This is a genomic window from Methylomonas subterranea (genome assembly GCF_024505185.1).
GTDB classification, from domain to species: Bacteria; Pseudomonadota; Gammaproteobacteria; order Methylococcales; family Methylomonadaceae; genus Methylomonas; species Methylomonas subterranea.
In genome coordinates this window covers 24,469-41,961 of record NZ_JANIBJ010000027.1, presented here as the reverse complement: position 1 = coordinate 41,961, position 17,493 = coordinate 24,469, and the positions used below count along the sequence as shown (strand labels likewise).

Genomic DNA, 17,493 nt, shown 5'->3' with positions numbered 1-17,493 from the left:
TTCAATTCAGCATGGCGCGCACATGTTCGATCTCGTCCTTGACTTGATCGAGAATGTTGATGCTGAGGTCGGCGTCCAGATTGCCGGCGGCCAACTTTTTATAGGCGGGCAGTTCATCCATTTTCGGCATTTTTTTGATGTCGACCTTGCCGATAAAGCTGTGTAACTGCGAAACCATCACAATGTCGCTATAGGTGGCCCGGGGGCCGCTGTCGCGATACCAGTTTTCCGCGTGGTTCACCACGTCTTCAAAGTCGGTCGGAAAGTCCCATCTGCGGATGATTTGCACGCCGATTTCGCTGCGCAATTCCCGCACGGTTTCCGCCAGATCGGTGGGCGATGCCAATATTTCAGGTTGTCGGTCGGCATAACCCAGGATAGGCACGATGCCGATGTCGTGAACCAGGCCGGCCAGCATGGCCCTGTCCGGGTCGAAGCCGGGGGTTTTGTGCGCCAACACCGCGCTGATCGCGGCGACGTGGCTGCTGTGGGCCCACAGCTCCTGCATTTTGCGGCGTATGATGCCGGTTTTGGCGTTGAATACGGCTTTCAGCGCAAATACGGTAATGATGTCCTGGGCGGCTTTCAAGCCCAGCCGGGTGATGGCTTCCGGGCAGCTTTCTATCTTGCGGCGGCCGCGATACAAGGGGCTGTTGGAGATTTTGATCAGGCGGGCGGTAATGCTGGGGTCTATCTGCACCACGCGGGCGATTTTGCTACTGTTGGCCCTGGGCTCGTTGATGGCGCGGCGAATTTTGACGGACACATCCGGGATCGTCGGCAAAGCCAGTTTCTCGGATTGCATGTATTTGTAACAATCCAGGTATAAACGGTTTTTGGCAAGTTTGCTGGATTTCGGATCGGGGATGGCCTCGGTCATCGGTATTTGCTTTATTCGGACAAGCGGGTCGGGTTTAGTTTAAAATTTGCAGCCTTTTTTACCAGCGGGCAGCCCATGACTATCACTTCGCCGGATGTTATCACAACCCTGAGCAGCATCAGGGACTATATTCGCTGGGGCGCCAGCCGTTTCGCCGAACACAATGTGTTTTTGGGGCACGGTACGGCGACGCCCCTGGACGAAGCGGCGGCCATCGTCTTGCATACCCTGCGGCAACCCTACGATTTGGCGGAAGTTTATCTGAATAGCCTGTTAAGCATGCCGGAGCGTCAGGCGGTGGTGAATATGATCGAACGCCGCATCCGCGAGCGCAAGCCTTCCGCCTATCTGACCAACGAAGCGCTGTTTGCCGGTTTGTCGTTTTATGTCGACGAACGGGTGCTGGTGCCGCGTTCGCCGATCGCCGAGCTGATAGCCGAGCGCTTCGAGCCCTGGGTGGATGAAGATCAGGTGTTCAATATCCTGGATTTATGCACCGGCAGCGCCTGCATCGCCATCGCCTGCGCCTATGCTTTTCCGGATGCGCAAGTCGACGCGGTGGAATTGTCCGACGATGCCTTGGCCGTGGCGCAAATCAATCTCGAAAAACACGATCTGGCCGAGCAGGTGACCTTATACCAATCCGATCTGTTTGCCGGTCTGCCACTCAAACCCTACGACATCATCGTCAGCAATCCGCCCTACGTGGCCATCAGCGAATGGGAAAACCTGCCGGCGGAATTTCACGCGGAACCGGAAATGGGTTTTACCGGCGGCGACAGCGGTCTGGATTTGGTGTTCCGTATACTGGCGGATGCCAGGCAATATCTGGCGGAGCAGGGCATACTGATAGTCGAGGTGGGCAGCAGCGCCGAAACCTTGCAGGAAATGTTCCCCAATGTGCCTTTCCAGTGGCTGGAATTCGAACGCGGCGGCGACGGGGTTTTTCTGCTGACGGCGCAACAAGTCAACGATTATCACTCTCTATTTGCCAACGCGGTATAAAGCATGTCCGGAAACAGCATAGGAAAATTATTTACGGTAACCACCTTTGGCGAAAGTCACGGCCCGGCGTTGGGCGCCATTATCGACGGTTGCCCGCCGGGCATGGAACTATCGGAAGCCGATTTGCAGATAGACCTGGATCGGCGCAAACCCGGCACTTCGCGTCATACCACCCAGCGCCGCGAGGCCGACGCGGTCAAGATACTGTCCGGCGTGTTCGAGGGTAAAACCACCGGTTGCCCCATCGGTTTGTTGATCGAAAATACCGACCAGCGCTCCAAGGATTATTCCAAAATTGCCGAAAGTTTCCGCCCCGGCCACGCCGATTACACCTATCAGCAAAAATACGGCTTTAGGGATTATCGCGGCGGCGGCCGTTCCTCGGCGCGGGAAACCGCCATGCGGGTGGCGGCCGGGGCGATCGCCAAAAAATATTTGTTCGGGCAACACGGCATTCAAGTGCGCGGCTACCTGTCGCAACTGGGGCCGATCAAGATAGCCGGGTTCGATTGGAATGAAATCGGCAACAACCCGTTCTTTTGCCCCGATGTCAACAAAGTGGCCGAAATGGAAACTTACATGGATGCCTTGCGCAAGGAAGGCGAGTCCATAGGCGCCAAGATCGAAGTGATTGCCGGCAACGTGCCGCCCGGCCTGGGCGAGCCGATTTTCGACCGCCTGGATGCCGATCTGGCGCACGCCTTGATGAGCATCAATGCGGTCAAGGGCGTGGAAATAGGCGACGGTTTCGATTGTATAGCTACCAAGGGTACTCAGTTCCGCGACGAAATCACCCCGGACGGTTTCCTGAGTAATCACGCCGGCGGCATACTGGGCGGCATATCCAGCGGCCAGGACATCGTGGTGCGGATTGCCTTGAAACCGACCTCCAGCCTGCGTCTGCCGGGACGCGGCATCAATATCCACGGCGAAGCCATCGACGTGGTCACCGAAGGGCGCCACGATCCCTGCGTCGGCATACGCGCCACGCCGATCGCCGAAGCCATGGTGGCAATCGTCTTGATGGATCATCTGCTGCGCCACCGGGCGCAAAACCTGCATGTCGATAGCGGTCTGCCCATACTGCGTTAAATGAAGCTGCCGTATTGGCGTTTATCCGGCTTTTATTTTTGCTACTTCGCCACCCTGGGGGCATTCCTGCCCTTTTGGAGTTTGTACCTGAAGCAAATCGGTTTTGCCGCCACCGAGATCGGCGAATTGACCGCCCTGCTGGTGGCGACCAAAATCGTCGCGCCGTATTTATGGAGCTGGCTGGCCGATAAATCCGGCCGCTGTTTAGGCCTGATACGCGTCACCTCGCTGTTTTCCGCATTGATATTCGGCGGTTTTTTGCTCGGACACGATTACCCCTGGGTAGCCGGGGTGACCGTGGCCTTCAGCTTTTTCTGGAATGCCACCCTGCCGCAATTCGAGGCAGCCACCTTGCGCCACCTTAAGAGCGAACCGCAACGCTATAGCCGGATCCGGTTGTGGGGGTCGGTCGGCTTCATTGCCTCGGTGCTTGGAATCGGCCGCTTTCTGGACCATTTCAGCGTCGAATATCTGCCCTGGATCATTGCTGCTTTACTATTGAGTAACTGGCTGATGGCACTGATTACGCCGGAGGCTGCCGCCGGCCACCAAGCCGAGGCGGCCGCCAGTCTGCTGCGGATCTTGTTCAAGCCGGAGTTGCTGGCCTTCTTTAGCGTTTATATGTTGCTGCAAGTCGCCCACGGGCCGTATTACGTATTTTATTCGGTGTATCTGCGCCAACACGCTTATTCCGCCAGCTTGACCGGTTTTTTATGGGCCTTGGGCGTGTGCGCGGAAATTCTGGTGTTCATCTGGATGTACGGTTTGTGCAAACGTATCGGCTCGCGCGGCTTGTTGTTGGGTAGTCTGGCCTTGAGCACGCTGCGCTGGTTGATGATCGCCCACGGAGTGGATTCGCTGGCGCTGATAGTGGCGGCCCAACTGCTGCACGCGGCCAGTTTCGGTGTTGCTCACGTGGTGGCCATGCAGTTGTTGCAGGGTTATTTCGGCGAACGGCACCAGAGCAAGGGGCAAGCCCTGTATAGCAGTTTGAGTTTCGGTCTGGGCGGCATGCTGGGCAGTTTTTATAGCGGCTATTGGTGGGATGAACTGGGCGGCGACATGGTATTCGTGCTGGCGGCCCTGGCTTGCGGCGCGGCGTTTTTAATCGCCTTTATCGGCGTGGCCCGGCAAAAGCCGGCCACATTGGGTTAAAATTGCAACAATTTATTCGCGAGGAAACTGCAGGTGTTTGAAATCATTAAAAGCGGCGGCTGGATGATGCTGCCGATCGTTTTATGTTCGATTGCGGCGATGGCCATCATCGGCGAGCGTTTCTGGTCGCTGCAACGCAAACGCATCATACCCGCCGAACTGGTGCCTTATATCTGGCAACTACACCGCGACAACAAGCTGGACGACGCCACCATACGCAGGATCAGAATGAGTTCGCCGCTGGGCCGAGTGTTGGCGGCGGGCTTGTTGAATCGCAAGCACGGCCGGGAAATAATGAAGACCAGCATCGAGGAGGTCGGCCGCCAAGTGGCGTTCGAGTTGGAGCGATATTTGAATGCCCTGGGCAGTCTGGCCACCGTTACGCCGTTATTGGGGCTGCTGGGTACCGTGGGCGGCATCATTCGGGTGTTTTCCGATATTGCGGTCGGCGGCATGGGCGACCCCGGCATTTTAAGCGCCGGCATTTCCGAGGCGCTGATTTGTACTGCTTCCGGCTTGACGGTGGCGATTCCCAGTCTGTTTTTCCACCGCTATTTCGAGCGTCTGGTGGATGGTCATGTGGTGCGGATGGAAGAGGAATCGCTGCGCTTGATCGATATCATGCAGGGTAACAGAGAGGACGTCTGATGGAATTTCGCCGCAAAAAGCGCGCGCCGGTGGAAATCGGCTTGATTCCGATGATAGACGTGCTGTTGGTGCTGCTGTTTTTTTTCATGGTGGCTACCACCTTTCGCCACCACACCGATTTGAAAATCAATCTGCCGGAAGCCGGTGGCGAAGAGGTCGACCAGGCGGCCAACGCGATTAATTTATACATAGACGCCGGTGGCAAATATGCCTTGGCCGGCGCGGACGGCAAGCCGCAAGTCTTGTCCGAGCAAAGCCTGCAGAGTCTGAAAGCCGCGCTGGCCGATATGTCCGGCGAATCCCGGCAGTTACCCTTCATCATCAGCGCGGACGGTAAAACCCCGCATCAGGCCGTGGTCAGTGCCCTGGATGTCGCCAACCAGCTGGGTTTTCGCCACATTACCTTCGCCATCAATCCGCCGGAACAAAAATGAAAGCCAAAATAACCCGCTGGTTCGAGGATGCCTGGTACAAGGAAATGTATATTTCCGCCTGGCTGATGCCGTTGTCGATGTTTTATGTCGATGCGGTGCGCTTGCGGCGTTTTTTGTACCGCACCGGCCTGAAAAAATCGGTCCGCTTGCCGGTGCCGGTGGTCATCGTCGGCAATTTAACCGTGGGCGGCACCGGCAAAACGCCGTTGGTGATTTGGCTGGCGCGGCTGTTAAAACAACACGGCTATAAACCGGGAGTGATCAGCCGTGGTTACGCGGGCGACGAAAATCAACAGCCGCTGGCCGTGACGGCCAACAGCGACCCGCGCCGGGTGGGCGATGAAGCCCTGCTGCTGGCCAAACGTTGCGACTGCCCCGTCGTGGTTGCCGCGGACCGGCCGGCCGCCGGCCGACAATTGTTGGCGGAAAACGCCTGCGACGTGATCATTTCCGATGACGGTTTGCAGCATTTTGCCTTGCGGCGCGACATCGAAATCGTGGTGATAGACGGCCAACGCCGTTTCGGCAACGGTTATTGCCTGCCGGTAGGGCCGTTGCGCGAACCGCCCGAACGGGTCAATAGCGTCGATTTCGTGGTAGTCAACGCACCCAAGGAATTGCTGGAAGGCGAGCTGGCCATGCATTGCCGGGGCGATAAGCTGGTTAATCTGCGCACCGGAGAAACCCAAGCATTGGCCGATTTTAAGAACATTCCCTGCCATGCCGTGGCCGGCATCGGCAATCCGCAACGCTTTTTCGACCAGCTGGCGGCGGCAGGGTTGGAATGCCAAACCCATGCCTTTCCCGATCACCACCCGTTTGTTGCCGACGACTTGCGGTTTAAAGACGACAGGCCGGTGATCATGACCGAAAAAGACGCCGTCAAATGCGCCGGTTTTGCCCAGCCGCAATACTGGTATTTGCCTATCGATGCCGCGTTGCCGGAAACCTTTGCCGAACAATTACTCACACTACTCAAGGATAAAACCCGTGGACAAAAAACTGCTTGATATTCTGGCTTGCCCGCTGTGCAAAAGCCCGCTGCTTTACGATAAGGACAAGCAGGAGCTGATCTGCAAGGCCGACAATCTGGCCTTCCCGATTCGCGACGATATTCCGGTGATGCTGGAAGACGAAGCCCGCCAACTGAGTTTCGAAGAAGCCGAAGCCTTGCGCAAATGAGCGGGTTCAAAGTCGTCATTCCAGCCCGCTACGCCTCCACCCGCTTGCCCGGCAAGCCCTTGCTGGATATTGCCGGCAAGCCGATGATAGTGCATGTCTGCGAACGGGCGCTGGAAGCCGATGCCGGGCAGGTGGTGGTGGCGACCGACGACCGGCGCATCTTCGATACGGTGTCCGCGCAGGGAATACAAGTGGCGATGACCGACCCGAACCATCAATCCGGCACCGAGCGCATCGCCGAAGTGGCGGAAAAACTGGGTTGGAGCGCCGACGATATCGTGGTGAATCTGCAAGGCGACGAGCCCTTGATTCCGCCCGCCTACATTCGCGATGTGGCTGCGGCATTGGCCGGACAAACCCAGGCCGGCATCGCCACGCTGGCCGCCAAAATTCAGGATGCCGACGAAATCTTCAACCCCAACTCGGTGAAAGTGGTGCTGGATAAACACGGTTACGCGCTGTATTTCAGCAGGGCGCCGATACCGTGGAACCGCGCCAGTTTCCCGGAACAGCATGTGATAGGCGACGCCAGCCATCCGCATTACCGCCACATCGGCATGTATGCCTACACGGTCGGTTTTTTGCAACGTTATTGCAGTTGGCCGGCATCGCCGCTGGAAAGCGTGGAATCCCTGGAGCAGCTAAGAATTTTGTGGCATGGCGAAAAAGTGCTGGTGAATATCGTCGAACAAACCCCGGAAGCCGGCGTGGATACAGAGGAAGATTTATGGCGGGTGGCGTTGAGGTTGGGGCAGGTTTGAATTTTTTAGAAGTTTTGCTTGGAAACAGGTCACGTTGCCGCAAGGTTTAGTAAGTTGAGCAATGCAGGGGCAGTTACTGAGCGGTTAGGTGATATTCAAAGTCCGAATCATTGAGATTGGGGTGTGATTAGGTTTACATAAACTCGGAATAATTATGGGAAGCAGCACAGATCGCAAAGAAATATGTTGGAAATCTATTATGAACTTTGTAGCTCGTATTGCATTGCCAGCAGCTATAGCTTTTACCGGCTATATTATTGCCGAGAAAGATCGATCGTTAAAGTACATCGAATTAGCTGCGAGTTTTCTTAACACGGAACAAAATCCTGATGTTCGTGACTGGGCGGTAGATGTTATTAACAATTATTCAGACGTAAAAATGTCTGGAAAGGTAAAACAGGCGATTTCCGGTAAGATAGAGGCCATTGAGACCAGCCAAGATAAAGCACGTATAAGTGGTCATGTTTCGTCTCCACACTTAATTAAGTGATGTTCAAATATAGGCTTTCCCGCTCGGCGGGAGAGGCAGTCGAGTAGGGTGGGCACGCTTTTTGTACCCACGCGGAATCAATGTCTGTATAGCAATGATTCGCTATCGCGAAGCCAGATTTAACGCCGGTTCGCGGACCGGAGGCCGCGATACTTTCGCTACGAAAGCCATCCCTGGCTTTCGCCCTTCGGGCCAGCCTGCCGGCTGTTCAAATTCGCTCCTGGCGAATTTGTGCTTGTGAAGAAAAGTATCCAAAAGAAAAGACACCCGGATGCCGCATTGATCCTGCGCGCCGAAGGCTTTGAACGGGGTTTTTCGAAGGGGCATCCCAGCCCCTGCGAAAAACGCGATGCATCCCTGCATCGCCCCTAGTGGGCCAATCCGTTCAAACCCTCCGGTGCTCGGCGCGGCATAACGGGGTTACCGTGATGGTTACCGGCCGGCTTTACAGATCGAAATGGAGTAATCAGATGAATACAAAACAATTGATCGATGAAGCGGTGTCTCTACCAGTGGAAGCGCGTGTCCTGGTGGTTGACTCTTTGCTTCGTAGCCTTAATCGGCCTGAACCGGAACTTGATAAACCATGGGTGGAAGTAGCCAAGCGGCGGCTGGCTGAAATCAGAAATGGGTCTGTTGTTGCGGTGCCGGGTCAGGACGTCTTTGAGAAGATTAGGAACAGGTTTGAAAAGTGAATTTTTCGTTTCATCCGGACGCGGAAGAAGAATTCAACCAAGCCATCGATTATTATGAAGATATCGATACGGGGCTTGGATATGACTTTGCATTGGAAGTCTATTCCACCATTCAACGGGCAGTCGAATATCCAACGGCTTGGGCAGTTCTTGATGGTGAGGTCAGGCGATGCTTGGTAAGGCGATTTCCTTATGGTGTTTTGTACGCAGCGGAAAAGGCTGAAATATTTGTGGTCGCGGTGATGAATCTTCACCGCCAACCCGGCTATTGGATTGACCGAAAATAGCCGTCTCTGCTTGGCAATCAATCATGCACATCATCAACCTAGCCGCTGAACCCGAACATATTCCAACCCTGGCCGCATGGCATCATCTGGAATGGGCGCATTTGAATCCCGGCGGTACGCTGGAAAAACGCATGGCCCAAATGCAGCGTTATCTGGCTGACGGCTTGCCGCCGAGTACCTTCGTTTGCAAGTACGGCGGCCAATTGGCCGGGTCGGCGGCGTTGGTGGAATGCGATATGGACACCCATCCGGAATTGACCCCGTGGTTGGCCAGCGTGTTCGTGGCGCCGGCATTTCGCCGCCGGGGCTTGGGCGGCGAGTTGGTCAAGCATGCGATGCGGCAAGCCGAATTGGCCGGTATACGAAGTCTCTATTTGTTTACGCCGGATAGGGCGGCGTTTTACCGCAAGTTGGGTTGGCAAACTGTGTCGGAAGAAGATTATCGGGCTTGCGCGGTGACGGTGATGCGGGCCGAACTTGAACGGTCGAATCCTTGAATGGGCGCGATCCGTTCGGTTTTGTCATGCGTTGACAACATGGCAAAAACCGAACGGTTGGGAAAATTGGGCTTATGCCAAGACAGAATCGCGGTCCGAGACTAGAATTGCCGATTATTTTTAAATTTCACCCAGCATTATGAAGCCAATTCTGGCAGGCAAATCCATATTGATCGTCGAGGATTATCCCACCATGCGGAAGGCTATCCGCAATATGCTGTATACCTTGGACGCCGACCTGATTACCGAGGCCGATAATGGTGAGAACGCGTTGTTGGCGATGAGTAAGACCAATTTTGACGTGGTGTTGTGCGATTACAATTTGGGTCCCGGCAAGAACGGGCAACAGGTGTTGGAAGAAGCTCGCCAGCAAAAGCTGATCGGCTACCACTGCGTTTTTATCATTATCGCCTCCGAACAAAGCGCCAGCATGGTGTTGGGCGCCATGGACAGCAAGCCCGACGAATATTTGGCCAAACCCTTCAATGCCCAGCAATTGTTTGTGCGCCTGGAGCGTAATTTGAGCCGAAAGGCCTTGTTGAACACCATAGAAAAAGAGGTCGAGCGCGGCAACCTGGCCCAGGCCATTCAACAATGCGACAAATTGTTGGCCGGCAATCATAAAAAAGTCCGCACGCATTTGTTAAAGATGCGCGCGGAACTGGCCACCTTGGTGGGGGATTTCGATACCGGCCGCCGCATATATACGGAAATTCTGCGCGAACGCGATTTGCCCTGGGCCCGGCTGGGTTTGGGGGTTATCCAGTTTCAGGCCGGCGATTTTGCCGGGGCGGCCGCGTATTTTGAAGAACTGCTGCACGTCCACCCGATGTTTCTGGAAGGTTACGATTGGCTTTCCAAGGTCTATGAAGCGGAAGACAAACTGCATGAGGTGCAGGAAGTGGTCAATCAGGCAGTGGATTTGTCGCCGCAGTCTATATTAAGGCAAAAAAAGCTGGCCGAAACCGCCGATAAAATCGGTAACGTGGAGGTGGCTGAAAAAGCCTATAAAGCCGCCGTTTCCCTGGGAAAGAACTCGATCTATAAGTCCTGCAGTGATTTCACCAATCTGGCCAAATTGTACGCCAGGACTCATGCGGAGGATGATGCCTTGAAAACCCTGGCTCTGATGCGCAAGGAGTTTCGCGAGGATCCGGAAGCCGAATTGCGCGCCACCACCCTGGAAGCGGAATTACACCAAAATAGCGGCAATAGCGAACAGGCCGGTTTGTGTTTGCAAAAAGCCCTGTTGTTGCATCAACAACTGGGTGGCAATACGCCCAAGGATTTGCAGCTGGATATTGCCCGCGGCTGCTTTTTGCAAGATAAGGCCGGGCAGGCGGAAGCGATTTTGGGGGGATTGATCAAAACCCACATCGACGACGATCAGTTTCTGGACGATGTGCGGCGCATGCAATCCAGCGTCGGCATGGCAAATCATTCGGAGGATTTGATTCAAAATACCAAGCGGGCCCTGGTGGCGACCAACAACAAGGGCGTGAGTTTATATAAACAGGGCAAGTTCAAGGAAGCGATGGCTTTATTCGAGCAAGCCATTGCCAGCATGCCGGACAACAAAACCATCATTATCAATATGCTGAAAATTACCCTGCACGATCTGAAGGCCAACGGGATAGACGAGGAAAAGCTGTTGCGCGCGCAGGCATTGTTTAAAAAGGCCAGACAAATACAAATTGACCGGCATAAGCTGGGCAACTTGCAAATGGAGTTTTCCAATCTGCTGCGCCAATATCACGAAGGAGCCAAGATATGATAAGCGGGGAAAAGCAAGACGCGCTGTTTCCGCTGATATTGGGCTCCACCGTGCACGACATCAAAAATTCCCTGGGAATTTTGTTGAGTCTGATTCAGCAAATCAGCGTCAAGCACGCGGCCGAACCGCTCGACGAGATCAGGCAATTGGAGTTCGAAGCCAACCGCATCAATCACAGTCTGATGCAGTTATTGGTGATGTACAAAATCGACAGCAACAAATTCAGTTTGACGGAGGACGAATACGCGGCGCTGGATTTGATCAACGAGGCAAAAGCTCAGCAAGATCCGTTCTCCCGCTTGCAAAACATCGACGTGCGCATCGAATGCGATGAGGATTTATTGTGTTACTGCGATTATCAACAGATCAGCAACGCGCTCGGCACCGTGCTGAATAACGCTCAGCGCTATAGCCACGGCGCGGTGCTGATCTCCGCAAGCGAGGCGGACGGCTATTTGCGCTTTTGCATTGAAGACGACGGTCAAGGTTATCCGCCGCATCTGCTGCGGGCCGATTTGAGCAACCCCGCCGAGGTGGACTGGGTGCGGGGTAATACCGGATTGGGTCTGTATTTTGTAGCGGCGATTGCCGGATTTCATAAAAACCGCGATAAAATCGGCTTTGTCGAAATCGACAATCATAGCCGCCTGGGCGGGGCCAGATTTTGCCTTTATCTGCCGTGAGCCGTCGAAGTTCATGCATCAACCCCCCAAATTAAAACTCCCGTAATCGTTCATCAGCCTGTACTCTATTTGGGAGACAGGCAAACACCATAAGCAGGAATTTATGACTATTTTAGTGACCGGCGGAGCCGGCTTTATCGGCAGTAACTTTGTATTGGACTGGCTAGCCGCATCGGATGAAGCGGTGGTCAATCTCGATAAACTCACCTATGCCGGCAACCCGGAAAATCTGGCATCCCTGCGGGACGATGCCAGGCATGTTTTCGTCAAGGGCGACATCGGCGATTACGCTCTGGTGCTGGATTTGCTGACTCGGCACCGGGTTCGCGCGGTGGTCAATTTTGCCGCCGAGTCGCATGTGGACCGCTCCATCCATGGCCCGGAGGATTTTATCCAAACCAATATTCTGGGCAGTTTTAGATTGCTGGAAGCGGTGCGTTGCTACTGGAATGGCCTGGACGACGCTGAAAAAAACGCCTTCCGCCTGTTGCATGTATCCACCGACGAGGTTTACGGCTCGTTGGCAAAAACCGATCCTCCTTTCGCCGAGTCCAATCAATATCAACCCAACAGCCCTTATTCCGCCAGCAAGGCGGCCAGCGATCATTTGGTGCGGGCTTATCATCACACCTATGGCTTGCCGGTGCTGACCACCAATTGTTCCAACAATTACGGACCTTATCATTTTCCGGAAAAACTGATACCGCTGTGCATTCAAAATGCGCTGAGCGGCAAGCCGCTGCCGATTTACGGCGACGGTCAACAGATCCGCGACTGGTTGTACGTGAAGGACCATTGCAGCGCCATTCGGCGGGTATTGGAAGCCGGGCGGGTGGGCGAGGTGTATAACGTCGGCGGCTGGAATGAAAAAGCCAATTTGGAGGTGGTGCATACCTTGTGCGCCATTCTGGATGAATTGCAGCCGCGCGCCGACGGCAAATCCTATGCCGAACAAATCACCTACGTCACCGACAGACCGGGCCACGACCGGCGCTATGCCATCGATGCCGGCAAGCTGGAAAGGGAGTTGGGCTGGAAGCCGGCCGAAAGCTTCGAAACCGGTATTCGCAAAACCGTACAGTGGTATCTGCGGCATCAGGACTGGGTCAACAACGTGCTATCCGGCGATTATCAATCCTGGTTGGATAAGAATTATGCCAACCGGCATGGCTGAATTAGAGCCGGCATGAAGATTCTGTTATTCGGTAAAAACGGACAGGTGGGTTGGGAGCTACAGCGTAGCCTGGCTCCATTGGGAGAACTGATCGCGCTGGACAGGCATAGCCGGACGCATGGCGGCGATTTGAGCGATTTGGACGCCATTGCCGCCACGGTGCGGTCGGTCAAACCGGATGTGATCGTCAATGCCGCGGCCTATACGGCAGTGGATAGAGCCGAATCGGAAATGGAGCGGGCGGCTTTGATCAACGCTAGGGCGGTTGAGGTATTGGCCCGGTCCGCCCGCGCCGTCGACGCCTGGTTGGTGCATTATTCGACCGATTATGTGTTTGATGGCGGCGGGCAGCGTGCCTGGTTGGAAACCGATACCGTCAATCCGCTCGGCGTGTATGGCCGGACCAAACTGGCGGGAGAGCAGGCCATTCAGGCGTCGGGCTGCCGGCATCTGATCTTTCGCACCAGTTGGGTGTATGCCGCCCGGGGCGGCAATTTCGCCAAAACCATGATTCGACTGGCCGGCGAGCGCGAACAATTGTCGGTGATCGATGATCAGTTCGGCGCTCCAACCGGTGCCGAGTTGTTGGCGGACGTCACCGCTCATGCCCTGCGGACAGCCGGCTGTCGGCCGGAGCTGTCCGGTTTGTATCATCTGGCGGCGGCCGGGGAGACCAACTGGTTCGCTTACGCACGGCATGTGTTGAATTTTTGCCGTGGCCTCGGCGTAAAGTTAAAACTGCCCGAGAATGCCTTGCAAGCGATTCCAAGCAGTCAGTATCCCACTCCGGCGCAAAGGCCGTTAAATTCAAGATTGAACACCGAAAAACTTAAATCCGCCTTCGAGCTGGAACTGCCGGATTGGCGGCTCGGCGTCGAACGCATGCTGATGGAAATTCACGGAAAATAACCATGACAAAACGAAAAGGCATCATTCTCGCCGGCGGCTCGGGCACCCGGCTGTATCCGGTCACCAAGGCAGTCTCCAAGCAACTGCTGCCGATTTACGACAAGCCGATGATTTACTACCCGCTCACTACCTTGCTGTTGGCGGGTATACGGGATATTTTGATCATCTCGACTCCGCAGGATACCCCGCTGTTTCAGCAATTGTTGGGCGACGGCGGCGATTGGGGAATCAATCTGTCCTACGCGGTGCAAGCCAGTCCGGACGGTTTGGCGCAGGCCTTCATTATCGGCAGGGATTTTGTCGGCGCGCATCCCAGTGCCTTGGTATTGGGCGACAATATTTTTTACGGTCACGATTTGCAAGCGCAACTGCAAAAAGCCGATGCCCGGGAAGTCGGCGCCACGGTGTTTGCTTATCACGTCACCGACCCCGAACGCTACGGCGTCGTCAGTTTCGATGCCGCCGGCAACGCTACCTCCCTGGAAGAAAAACCCGTCAAACCGCAAAGTCATTATGCGGTTACCGGCTTGTACTTTTATGACAATCAAGTGGTGGATATTGCCGCCGATTTAAAGCCTTCTCAACGCGGCGAACTGGAAATCACCGATGTCAATAAAACCTATCTTGCCCAACAGCAGTTGAGCGTTGAAATCATGGGGCGCGGTTATGCCTGGCTGGATACCGGCACCCATGCCAGCCTGATCGAAGCCGGCAATTTCATCGAAACCATAGAAACCCGCCAGGGCCTGAAAGTGGCTTGTCCGGAGGAAATCGCCTGGCGCGGCGGCTGGATAGGCGATGAACAAATAGAAAAGTTAGCCAAACCGTTGTTGAAAAACAGTTATGGTCAATATCTGATGAGCCTGCTCGATAAAAAGGTGTTCTAGTGCAAGCGACCCGTTTAGCCATTCCCGACGTCATTCTGTTTACGCCCAAGCTATTTGGGGATGAACGCGGTTTTTTCCTTGAAAGTTTCAATCAGCAGTGCTTCGAACGGTTGAGCGGGCTGCGGCGGAATTTTGTCCAGGACAACCATTCCAAATCGCAAAAAGGCGTTCTGCGCGGCTTGCATTACCAATTGCCGCCCAAGGCGCAAGGCAAATTGGTAAGGGTGGTGCAGGGCGAGGTATTCGATGTGGCGGTGGATATCCGCAAAAGCTCGCCGACATTCGGTCGCTGGGTGGGCGAGATTTTATCGGAGGAGAACAAGCGGCAAATGTGGATACCGGAAGGCTTTGCGCACGGTTTTATCACCTTATCCGACACAGCCGAATTTCTCTACAAAACCACCGACTATTATGCGCCGGACTACGAGCGCTGCATCGCCTGGAACGAACCAAGCATTAACGTACAATGGCCTTGCGCCGAGGCTCCCGTTTTATCCGCTAAAGATCGGCAAGGGCTGGCGCTGAATGCCGCCGAGACTTTCGACTGAGACAATGCTTTGACGATTGCCTTGGTCGAGTCGCGGGGAATTCCCGGCTTGCCCGGATAGGCTTTTTGCGTAAGCTTCATGGCGATCGTCAGCTGTCCGTGTCTTGCATGCAAAACCACGGGGGAATTTGCCTGATCCAGGGCCGGGCGCGTTGTCCGTAATGGTTCATGGCGTGCTTGAATGGTGCTGTATTGTTGGATTGGCGCCAATCGGACGGCCGACGAATAAGCCTTGCATGGCGCACTACGGGCTTGCATGGCTGTTGGAATGCGTATTGCTTGTCTAGTAAGGGCTTAATTTTTAGAGATTACCATGACAATACAAATTTCATCGATGATTCCGGACCGCGCGCTGGATGAGAGCGCCTTATTCAAAGCCATCACAAAAGTCGCCATCGATCTGGCGGGCTTGGCCACGCAAGCGGTACAAAAAAAACTGCCGATACTGAACGTGGTGTTTATGTTGCCGAGCCGGCAAGAAAAAGCCGATTTCGAGGGTTTACGCCTGCATTCGTTCGACCAGTCGGATCAAACCCTCAGGATAGAAGCGGCGGTGCCGGAAAAAATGCTGGACTCCAGACATGCCGAGCGTTACGTGTTGGCCATCCTGGCGGACGCGATCGATGCGGCGGCGGAGTTTTTCAACGAGCAGCGCATCCTGTTCGATGCGCCCGCGCATTTTGCCTTGGTGGAAGTGCTGGCGCCGAAGCAGCAACAAGCCATTCATTAGGGCGCAGACCGTCCAATCAGCCGCCTCGTGTCCGCATTTGCGGGCATGAGCTTCAAGGGCCGCATATGGTACGCGGCCGTTGCCGTTCGGCACTCTCATGGATTTGATGCGTTCAAGTCCCTTTTCAAGCTATATCCGCTTACATCAGCGGCCTCAGGTTTTGTTCTCCTTTTTGGTTTTCAGGTCATGGGAAGTGGCCAGCTTTATCACCGAGATGCCGGCATAGGTTATGGCGATAAACAGCAGTGTCGAAACCACGAATTCCGGTGGGAGAAAGCTGAACAGGCCGCTCAAGGCCAAGATGCCGAGAAACAATTTGCCATAAAGCGCGTTTGATTTTTTCATGTTGCCGCCTGGACTGGATATCAGTCGGTTAGTGAGTGCGCTTCAACTATAAGCTGTTAAATCTTATTTACAATATGGCTGAATATTGATTGTTAATGTCGTTAAAAGAAACAATCCACGGGTTGCTGTGCGCGTATCTTGCTTACTTGCCGTCGGCTCGCTGCCGGTTCGGCCCGCATTCCCAACACGCCGACCAGCCGGATTGCGCCGGTTTGGCGCACCGACAGGGTCCGCATGGGCAGCGCGCTCGGCTTTTGCGTTTATCCTGATTGGCGGCGCCATGCGGCGCTATAGTACAATCGCGTCCGTGGCGATTGCCGAAAACTCCCAATTACACCCTTAGACAAGATAGACAGGTTCAGATGATGAAAACGATGGATGACAGAGACGGTTGGATATGGCTGGATGGACAATGGGTGGCGTGGCGCGACGCCAAAGTCCATGTGCTGACCCATACCCTGCATTATGGCTGCGGCGTCTTCGAAGGCTTGCGCGCCTATAAAACCGACAATGGCACCGCAATTTTCAAACTGGCCGAGCACACCGATAGACTGTTCCGTTCCGCGCACATCATGAACATGAAAATGCCGTATGGTAAAGACGAGATCAACCAGGCTCATCGCGACGCGGTCGCCAAGAACAATCTGGACTCTGCATACATCCGCAGCATGGTGTTCTTCGGTTCGGAAGGCATGGGCTTGCGCGCCGACAATCTGAAAGTGCACGTGATGGTGGCCGCCTGGACCTGGGGCGCTTATCTGGGCGCGGAAAACATGGAGAAGGGCATCCGTATCCGCACCTCGTCCTATACCCGTAACCACGTTAACAGCACCATGTGCAAGGCCAAAGCCAACGGCAATTACATCAATTCAATTTTGGCGTTGCAGGAAGCCTTGTCCACCGGTTACGACGAAGCCCTGTTGCTGGACCATGAAGGTTTCTGCGCCGAAGGCAGCGGCGAGAACCTGTTCATCGTCCGCAACGGTAAAATTTACACCCCGGAAACCACCTCGGCCTTGGAAGGCATCACCCGCGACACCCTGATCACCATCGCCCGCGAACAAGGTTTTGAGGTCATCGAAAAACGCATTACCCGCGACGAAGTTTATGTTGCCGACGAAGCCTTTTTCACCGGTTCCGCCGCCGAAGTCACGCCGATTCGTCAATACGACAACCGCGACATCGGTTCCGGCAGCCGCGGTCCGATTACCGAAAAGCTGCAAGCCCTGTATTTCGATTATGTGCATGGCCGCAAAGCCGAGCACAAGGAATGGCTGAGCCTCGTATCCTAAGTGTCGGAACAGAGTTTTAAAATCCT

At 54.8% G+C, this 17,493-nt stretch carries 22 protein-coding genes; 20 read left to right on the top strand and 2 right to left on the bottom strand.

The features are described from left to right. Nucleotide 1: 1 nt before the first annotated feature. Nucleotides 2-880 (bottom strand): HDOD domain-containing protein, encoded by an 879-nt coding sequence (locus tag NP590_RS14365; RefSeq protein WP_256603232.1) that lies wholly within the window; start codon nt 878-880, stop codon nt 2-4. Nucleotides 881-955: 75 nt separating this feature from the next. On the opposite strand from NP590_RS14365, the gene prmB reads away from it, so the two are divergent. The 19 genes from prmB to NP590_RS14270 all read left to right on the top strand — a co-directional run bounded on the left by prmB (nt 956) and on the right by NP590_RS14270 (nt 15,830). After that, the gene (gene prmB / locus NP590_RS14360) at nt 956-1,885 is read left to right on the top strand and encodes a 50S ribosomal protein L3 N(5)-glutamine methyltransferase (RefSeq protein ID WP_256603231.1); all 930 of its coding nucleotides are present in this window, start codon (nt 956-958) and stop codon (nt 1,883-1,885) included. 3 nt (nt 1,886-1,888) lie between these two features. Then, nucleotides 1,889-2,977: a chorismate synthase gene (gene aroC / locus NP590_RS14355; protein ID WP_256603230.1), complete on the top strand. Its 1,089-nt coding sequence runs from the start codon at nt 1,889-1,891 to the stop codon at nt 2,975-2,977. Further along, on the top strand, nt 2,978-4,132 hold the full coding sequence (locus tag NP590_RS14350) for an MFS transporter (RefSeq protein WP_256603229.1): 1,155 nt from the start codon (nt 2,978-2,980) through the stop codon (nt 4,130-4,132). Between the two features lie 33 nt (nt 4,133-4,165). Next, nucleotides 4,166-4,780, top strand: coding sequence for a MotA/TolQ/ExbB proton channel family protein (locus tag NP590_RS14345; RefSeq protein ID WP_256603228.1), 615 nt, complete (start codon nt 4,166-4,168; stop codon nt 4,778-4,780). Next, nucleotides 4,780-5,214, top strand: coding sequence for an ExbD/TolR family protein (locus NP590_RS14340; protein WP_256603227.1), 435 nt, complete (start codon nt 4,780-4,782; stop codon nt 5,212-5,214). Before NP590_RS14345 ends, NP590_RS14340 begins: the two co-directional genes overlap by 1 nt. Continuing rightward, a complete protein-coding gene (lpxK, locus tag NP590_RS14335) occupies nt 5,211-6,224 on the top strand; it encodes a tetraacyldisaccharide 4'-kinase (protein WP_256603226.1) in 1,014 nt (337 codons plus the stop codon). The genes NP590_RS14340 and lpxK overlap by 4 nt, the downstream gene beginning before the upstream one ends. Continuing rightward, nucleotides 6,205-6,396, top strand: coding sequence for a Trm112 family protein (locus NP590_RS14330; protein ID WP_256603225.1), 192 nt, complete (start codon nt 6,205-6,207; stop codon nt 6,394-6,396). The genes lpxK and NP590_RS14330 overlap by 20 nt, the downstream gene beginning before the upstream one ends. Further along, nucleotides 6,393-7,157 (top strand): 3-deoxy-manno-octulosonate cytidylyltransferase, encoded by a 765-nt coding sequence (kdsB, locus tag NP590_RS14325; protein ID WP_256603223.1) that lies wholly within the window; start codon nt 6,393-6,395, stop codon nt 7,155-7,157. Before NP590_RS14330 ends, kdsB begins: the two co-directional genes overlap by 4 nt. Before the next feature lie 199 nt (nt 7,158-7,356). Further along, nucleotides 7,357-7,647 carry a hypothetical protein gene (locus NP590_RS14320; protein WP_256603221.1) on the top strand — a complete coding sequence of 97 codons (291 nt, stop codon included), beginning with the start codon at nt 7,357-7,359 and terminating at the stop codon, nt 7,645-7,647. 470 nt (nt 7,648-8,117) lie between these two features. Beyond that, nucleotides 8,118-8,342, top strand: a complete 225-nt coding sequence (locus NP590_RS14315) for an addiction module protein (protein WP_256603219.1) — start codon at nt 8,118-8,120, stop codon at nt 8,340-8,342. Beyond that, nucleotides 8,339-8,629: a type II toxin-antitoxin system RelE/ParE family toxin gene (locus NP590_RS14310; RefSeq protein ID WP_256603218.1), complete on the top strand. Its 291-nt coding sequence runs from the start codon at nt 8,339-8,341 to the stop codon at nt 8,627-8,629. The genes NP590_RS14315 and NP590_RS14310 overlap by 4 nt, the downstream gene beginning before the upstream one ends. A 23-nt stretch (nt 8,630-8,652) precedes the next feature. Next, nucleotides 8,653-9,126, top strand: a complete 474-nt coding sequence (locus NP590_RS14305) for a GNAT family N-acetyltransferase (RefSeq protein WP_256603217.1) — start codon at nt 8,653-8,655, stop codon at nt 9,124-9,126. A gap of 139 nt (nt 9,127-9,265) precedes the next feature. After that, entirely contained in the window at nt 9,266-10,900 is a 1,635-nt protein-coding gene (locus NP590_RS14300; protein ID WP_256603216.1) for a tetratricopeptide repeat-containing response regulator, read from the top strand. Continuing rightward, on the top strand, nt 10,897-11,583 hold the full coding sequence (locus tag NP590_RS14295) for a sensor histidine kinase (RefSeq protein ID WP_256603215.1): 687 nt from the start codon (nt 10,897-10,899) through the stop codon (nt 11,581-11,583). The genes NP590_RS14300 and NP590_RS14295 overlap by 4 nt, the downstream gene beginning before the upstream one ends. A 103-nt stretch (nt 11,584-11,686) precedes the next feature. Next, nucleotides 11,687-12,757, top strand: a complete 1,071-nt coding sequence (gene rfbB / locus NP590_RS14290; protein WP_256603214.1) for a dTDP-glucose 4,6-dehydratase — start codon at nt 11,687-11,689, stop codon at nt 12,755-12,757. A gap of 12 nt (nt 12,758-12,769) precedes the next feature. Further along, on the top strand, nt 12,770-13,666 hold the full coding sequence (rfbD, locus tag NP590_RS14285; RefSeq protein WP_256603213.1) for a dTDP-4-dehydrorhamnose reductase: 897 nt from the start codon (nt 12,770-12,772) through the stop codon (nt 13,664-13,666). Between the two features lie 2 nt (nt 13,667-13,668). Next, nucleotides 13,669-14,553, top strand: a complete 885-nt coding sequence (gene rfbA / locus NP590_RS14280; protein WP_256603212.1) for a glucose-1-phosphate thymidylyltransferase RfbA — start codon at nt 13,669-13,671, stop codon at nt 14,551-14,553. Then, nucleotides 14,553-15,101: a dTDP-4-dehydrorhamnose 3,5-epimerase gene (gene rfbC, locus NP590_RS14275; protein WP_256603211.1), complete on the top strand. Its 549-nt coding sequence runs from the start codon at nt 14,553-14,555 to the stop codon at nt 15,099-15,101. Before rfbA ends, rfbC begins: the two co-directional genes overlap by 1 nt. A gap of 312 nt (nt 15,102-15,413) precedes the next feature. Continuing rightward, a complete protein-coding gene (locus NP590_RS14270; RefSeq protein ID WP_256603210.1) occupies nt 15,414-15,830 on the top strand; it encodes a hypothetical protein in 417 nt (138 codons plus the stop codon). Nucleotides 15,831-15,983: 153 nt separating this feature from the next. On the opposite strand, the gene NP590_RS14265 is transcribed toward NP590_RS14270, so the two are convergent. Further along, on the bottom strand, nt 15,984-16,175 hold the full coding sequence (locus tag NP590_RS14265; protein ID WP_256603209.1) for a hypothetical protein: 192 nt from the start codon (nt 16,173-16,175) through the stop codon (nt 15,984-15,986). Between the two features lie 365 nt (nt 16,176-16,540). Between NP590_RS14265 and NP590_RS14260 the strand changes: the two genes are divergently transcribed. After that, nucleotides 16,541-17,467 (top strand): branched-chain amino acid transaminase, encoded by a 927-nt coding sequence (locus NP590_RS14260; RefSeq protein WP_256603207.1) that lies wholly within the window; start codon nt 16,541-16,543, stop codon nt 17,465-17,467. Nucleotides 17,468-17,493: the final 26 nt, after the last annotated feature.

Bases quoted from the DNA above. Each gene is read 5' to 3' on its own strand.
- NP590_RS14365 (WP_256603232.1), bottom strand. From the start codon at position 880: ATGACCGAGGCCATCCCCGATCCGAAATCCAGCAAACTTGCCAAAAAC.
- prmB (WP_256603231.1), top strand. From the start codon at position 956: ATGACTATCACTTCGCCGGATGTTATCACAACCCTGAGCAGCATCAGG.
- aroC (WP_256603230.1), top strand. From the start codon at position 1,889: ATGTCCGGAAACAGCATAGGAAAATTATTTACGGTAACCACCTTTGGC.
- NP590_RS14350 (WP_256603229.1), top strand. From the start codon at position 2,978: ATGAAGCTGCCGTATTGGCGTTTATCCGGCTTTTATTTTTGCTACTTC.
- NP590_RS14340 (WP_256603227.1), top strand. From the start codon at position 4,780: ATGGAATTTCGCCGCAAAAAGCGCGCGCCGGTGGAAATCGGCTTGATT.
- lpxK (WP_256603226.1), top strand. From the start codon at position 5,211: ATGAAAGCCAAAATAACCCGCTGGTTCGAGGATGCCTGGTACAAGGAA.
- kdsB (WP_256603223.1), top strand. From the start codon at position 6,393: ATGAGCGGGTTCAAAGTCGTCATTCCAGCCCGCTACGCCTCCACCCGC.
- NP590_RS14320 (WP_256603221.1), top strand. From the start codon at position 7,357: ATGAACTTTGTAGCTCGTATTGCATTGCCAGCAGCTATAGCTTTTACC.
- NP590_RS14315 (WP_256603219.1), top strand. From the start codon at position 8,118: ATGAATACAAAACAATTGATCGATGAAGCGGTGTCTCTACCAGTGGAA.
- NP590_RS14305 (WP_256603217.1), top strand. From the start codon at position 8,653: ATGCACATCATCAACCTAGCCGCTGAACCCGAACATATTCCAACCCTG.
- NP590_RS14300 (WP_256603216.1), top strand. From the start codon at position 9,266: ATGAAGCCAATTCTGGCAGGCAAATCCATATTGATCGTCGAGGATTAT.
- NP590_RS14295 (WP_256603215.1), top strand. From the start codon at position 10,897: ATGATAAGCGGGGAAAAGCAAGACGCGCTGTTTCCGCTGATATTGGGC.
- rfbB (WP_256603214.1), top strand. From the start codon at position 11,687: ATGACTATTTTAGTGACCGGCGGAGCCGGCTTTATCGGCAGTAACTTT.
- rfbD (WP_256603213.1), top strand. From the start codon at position 12,770: ATGAAGATTCTGTTATTCGGTAAAAACGGACAGGTGGGTTGGGAGCTA.
- rfbA (WP_256603212.1), top strand. From the start codon at position 13,669: ATGACAAAACGAAAAGGCATCATTCTCGCCGGCGGCTCGGGCACCCGG.
- NP590_RS14270 (WP_256603210.1), top strand. From the start codon at position 15,414: ATGACAATACAAATTTCATCGATGATTCCGGACCGCGCGCTGGATGAG.
- NP590_RS14265 (WP_256603209.1), bottom strand. From the start codon at position 16,175: ATGAAAAAATCAAACGCGCTTTATGGCAAATTGTTTCTCGGCATCTTG.
- NP590_RS14260 (WP_256603207.1), top strand. From the start codon at position 16,541: ATGAAAACGATGGATGACAGAGACGGTTGGATATGGCTGGATGGACAA.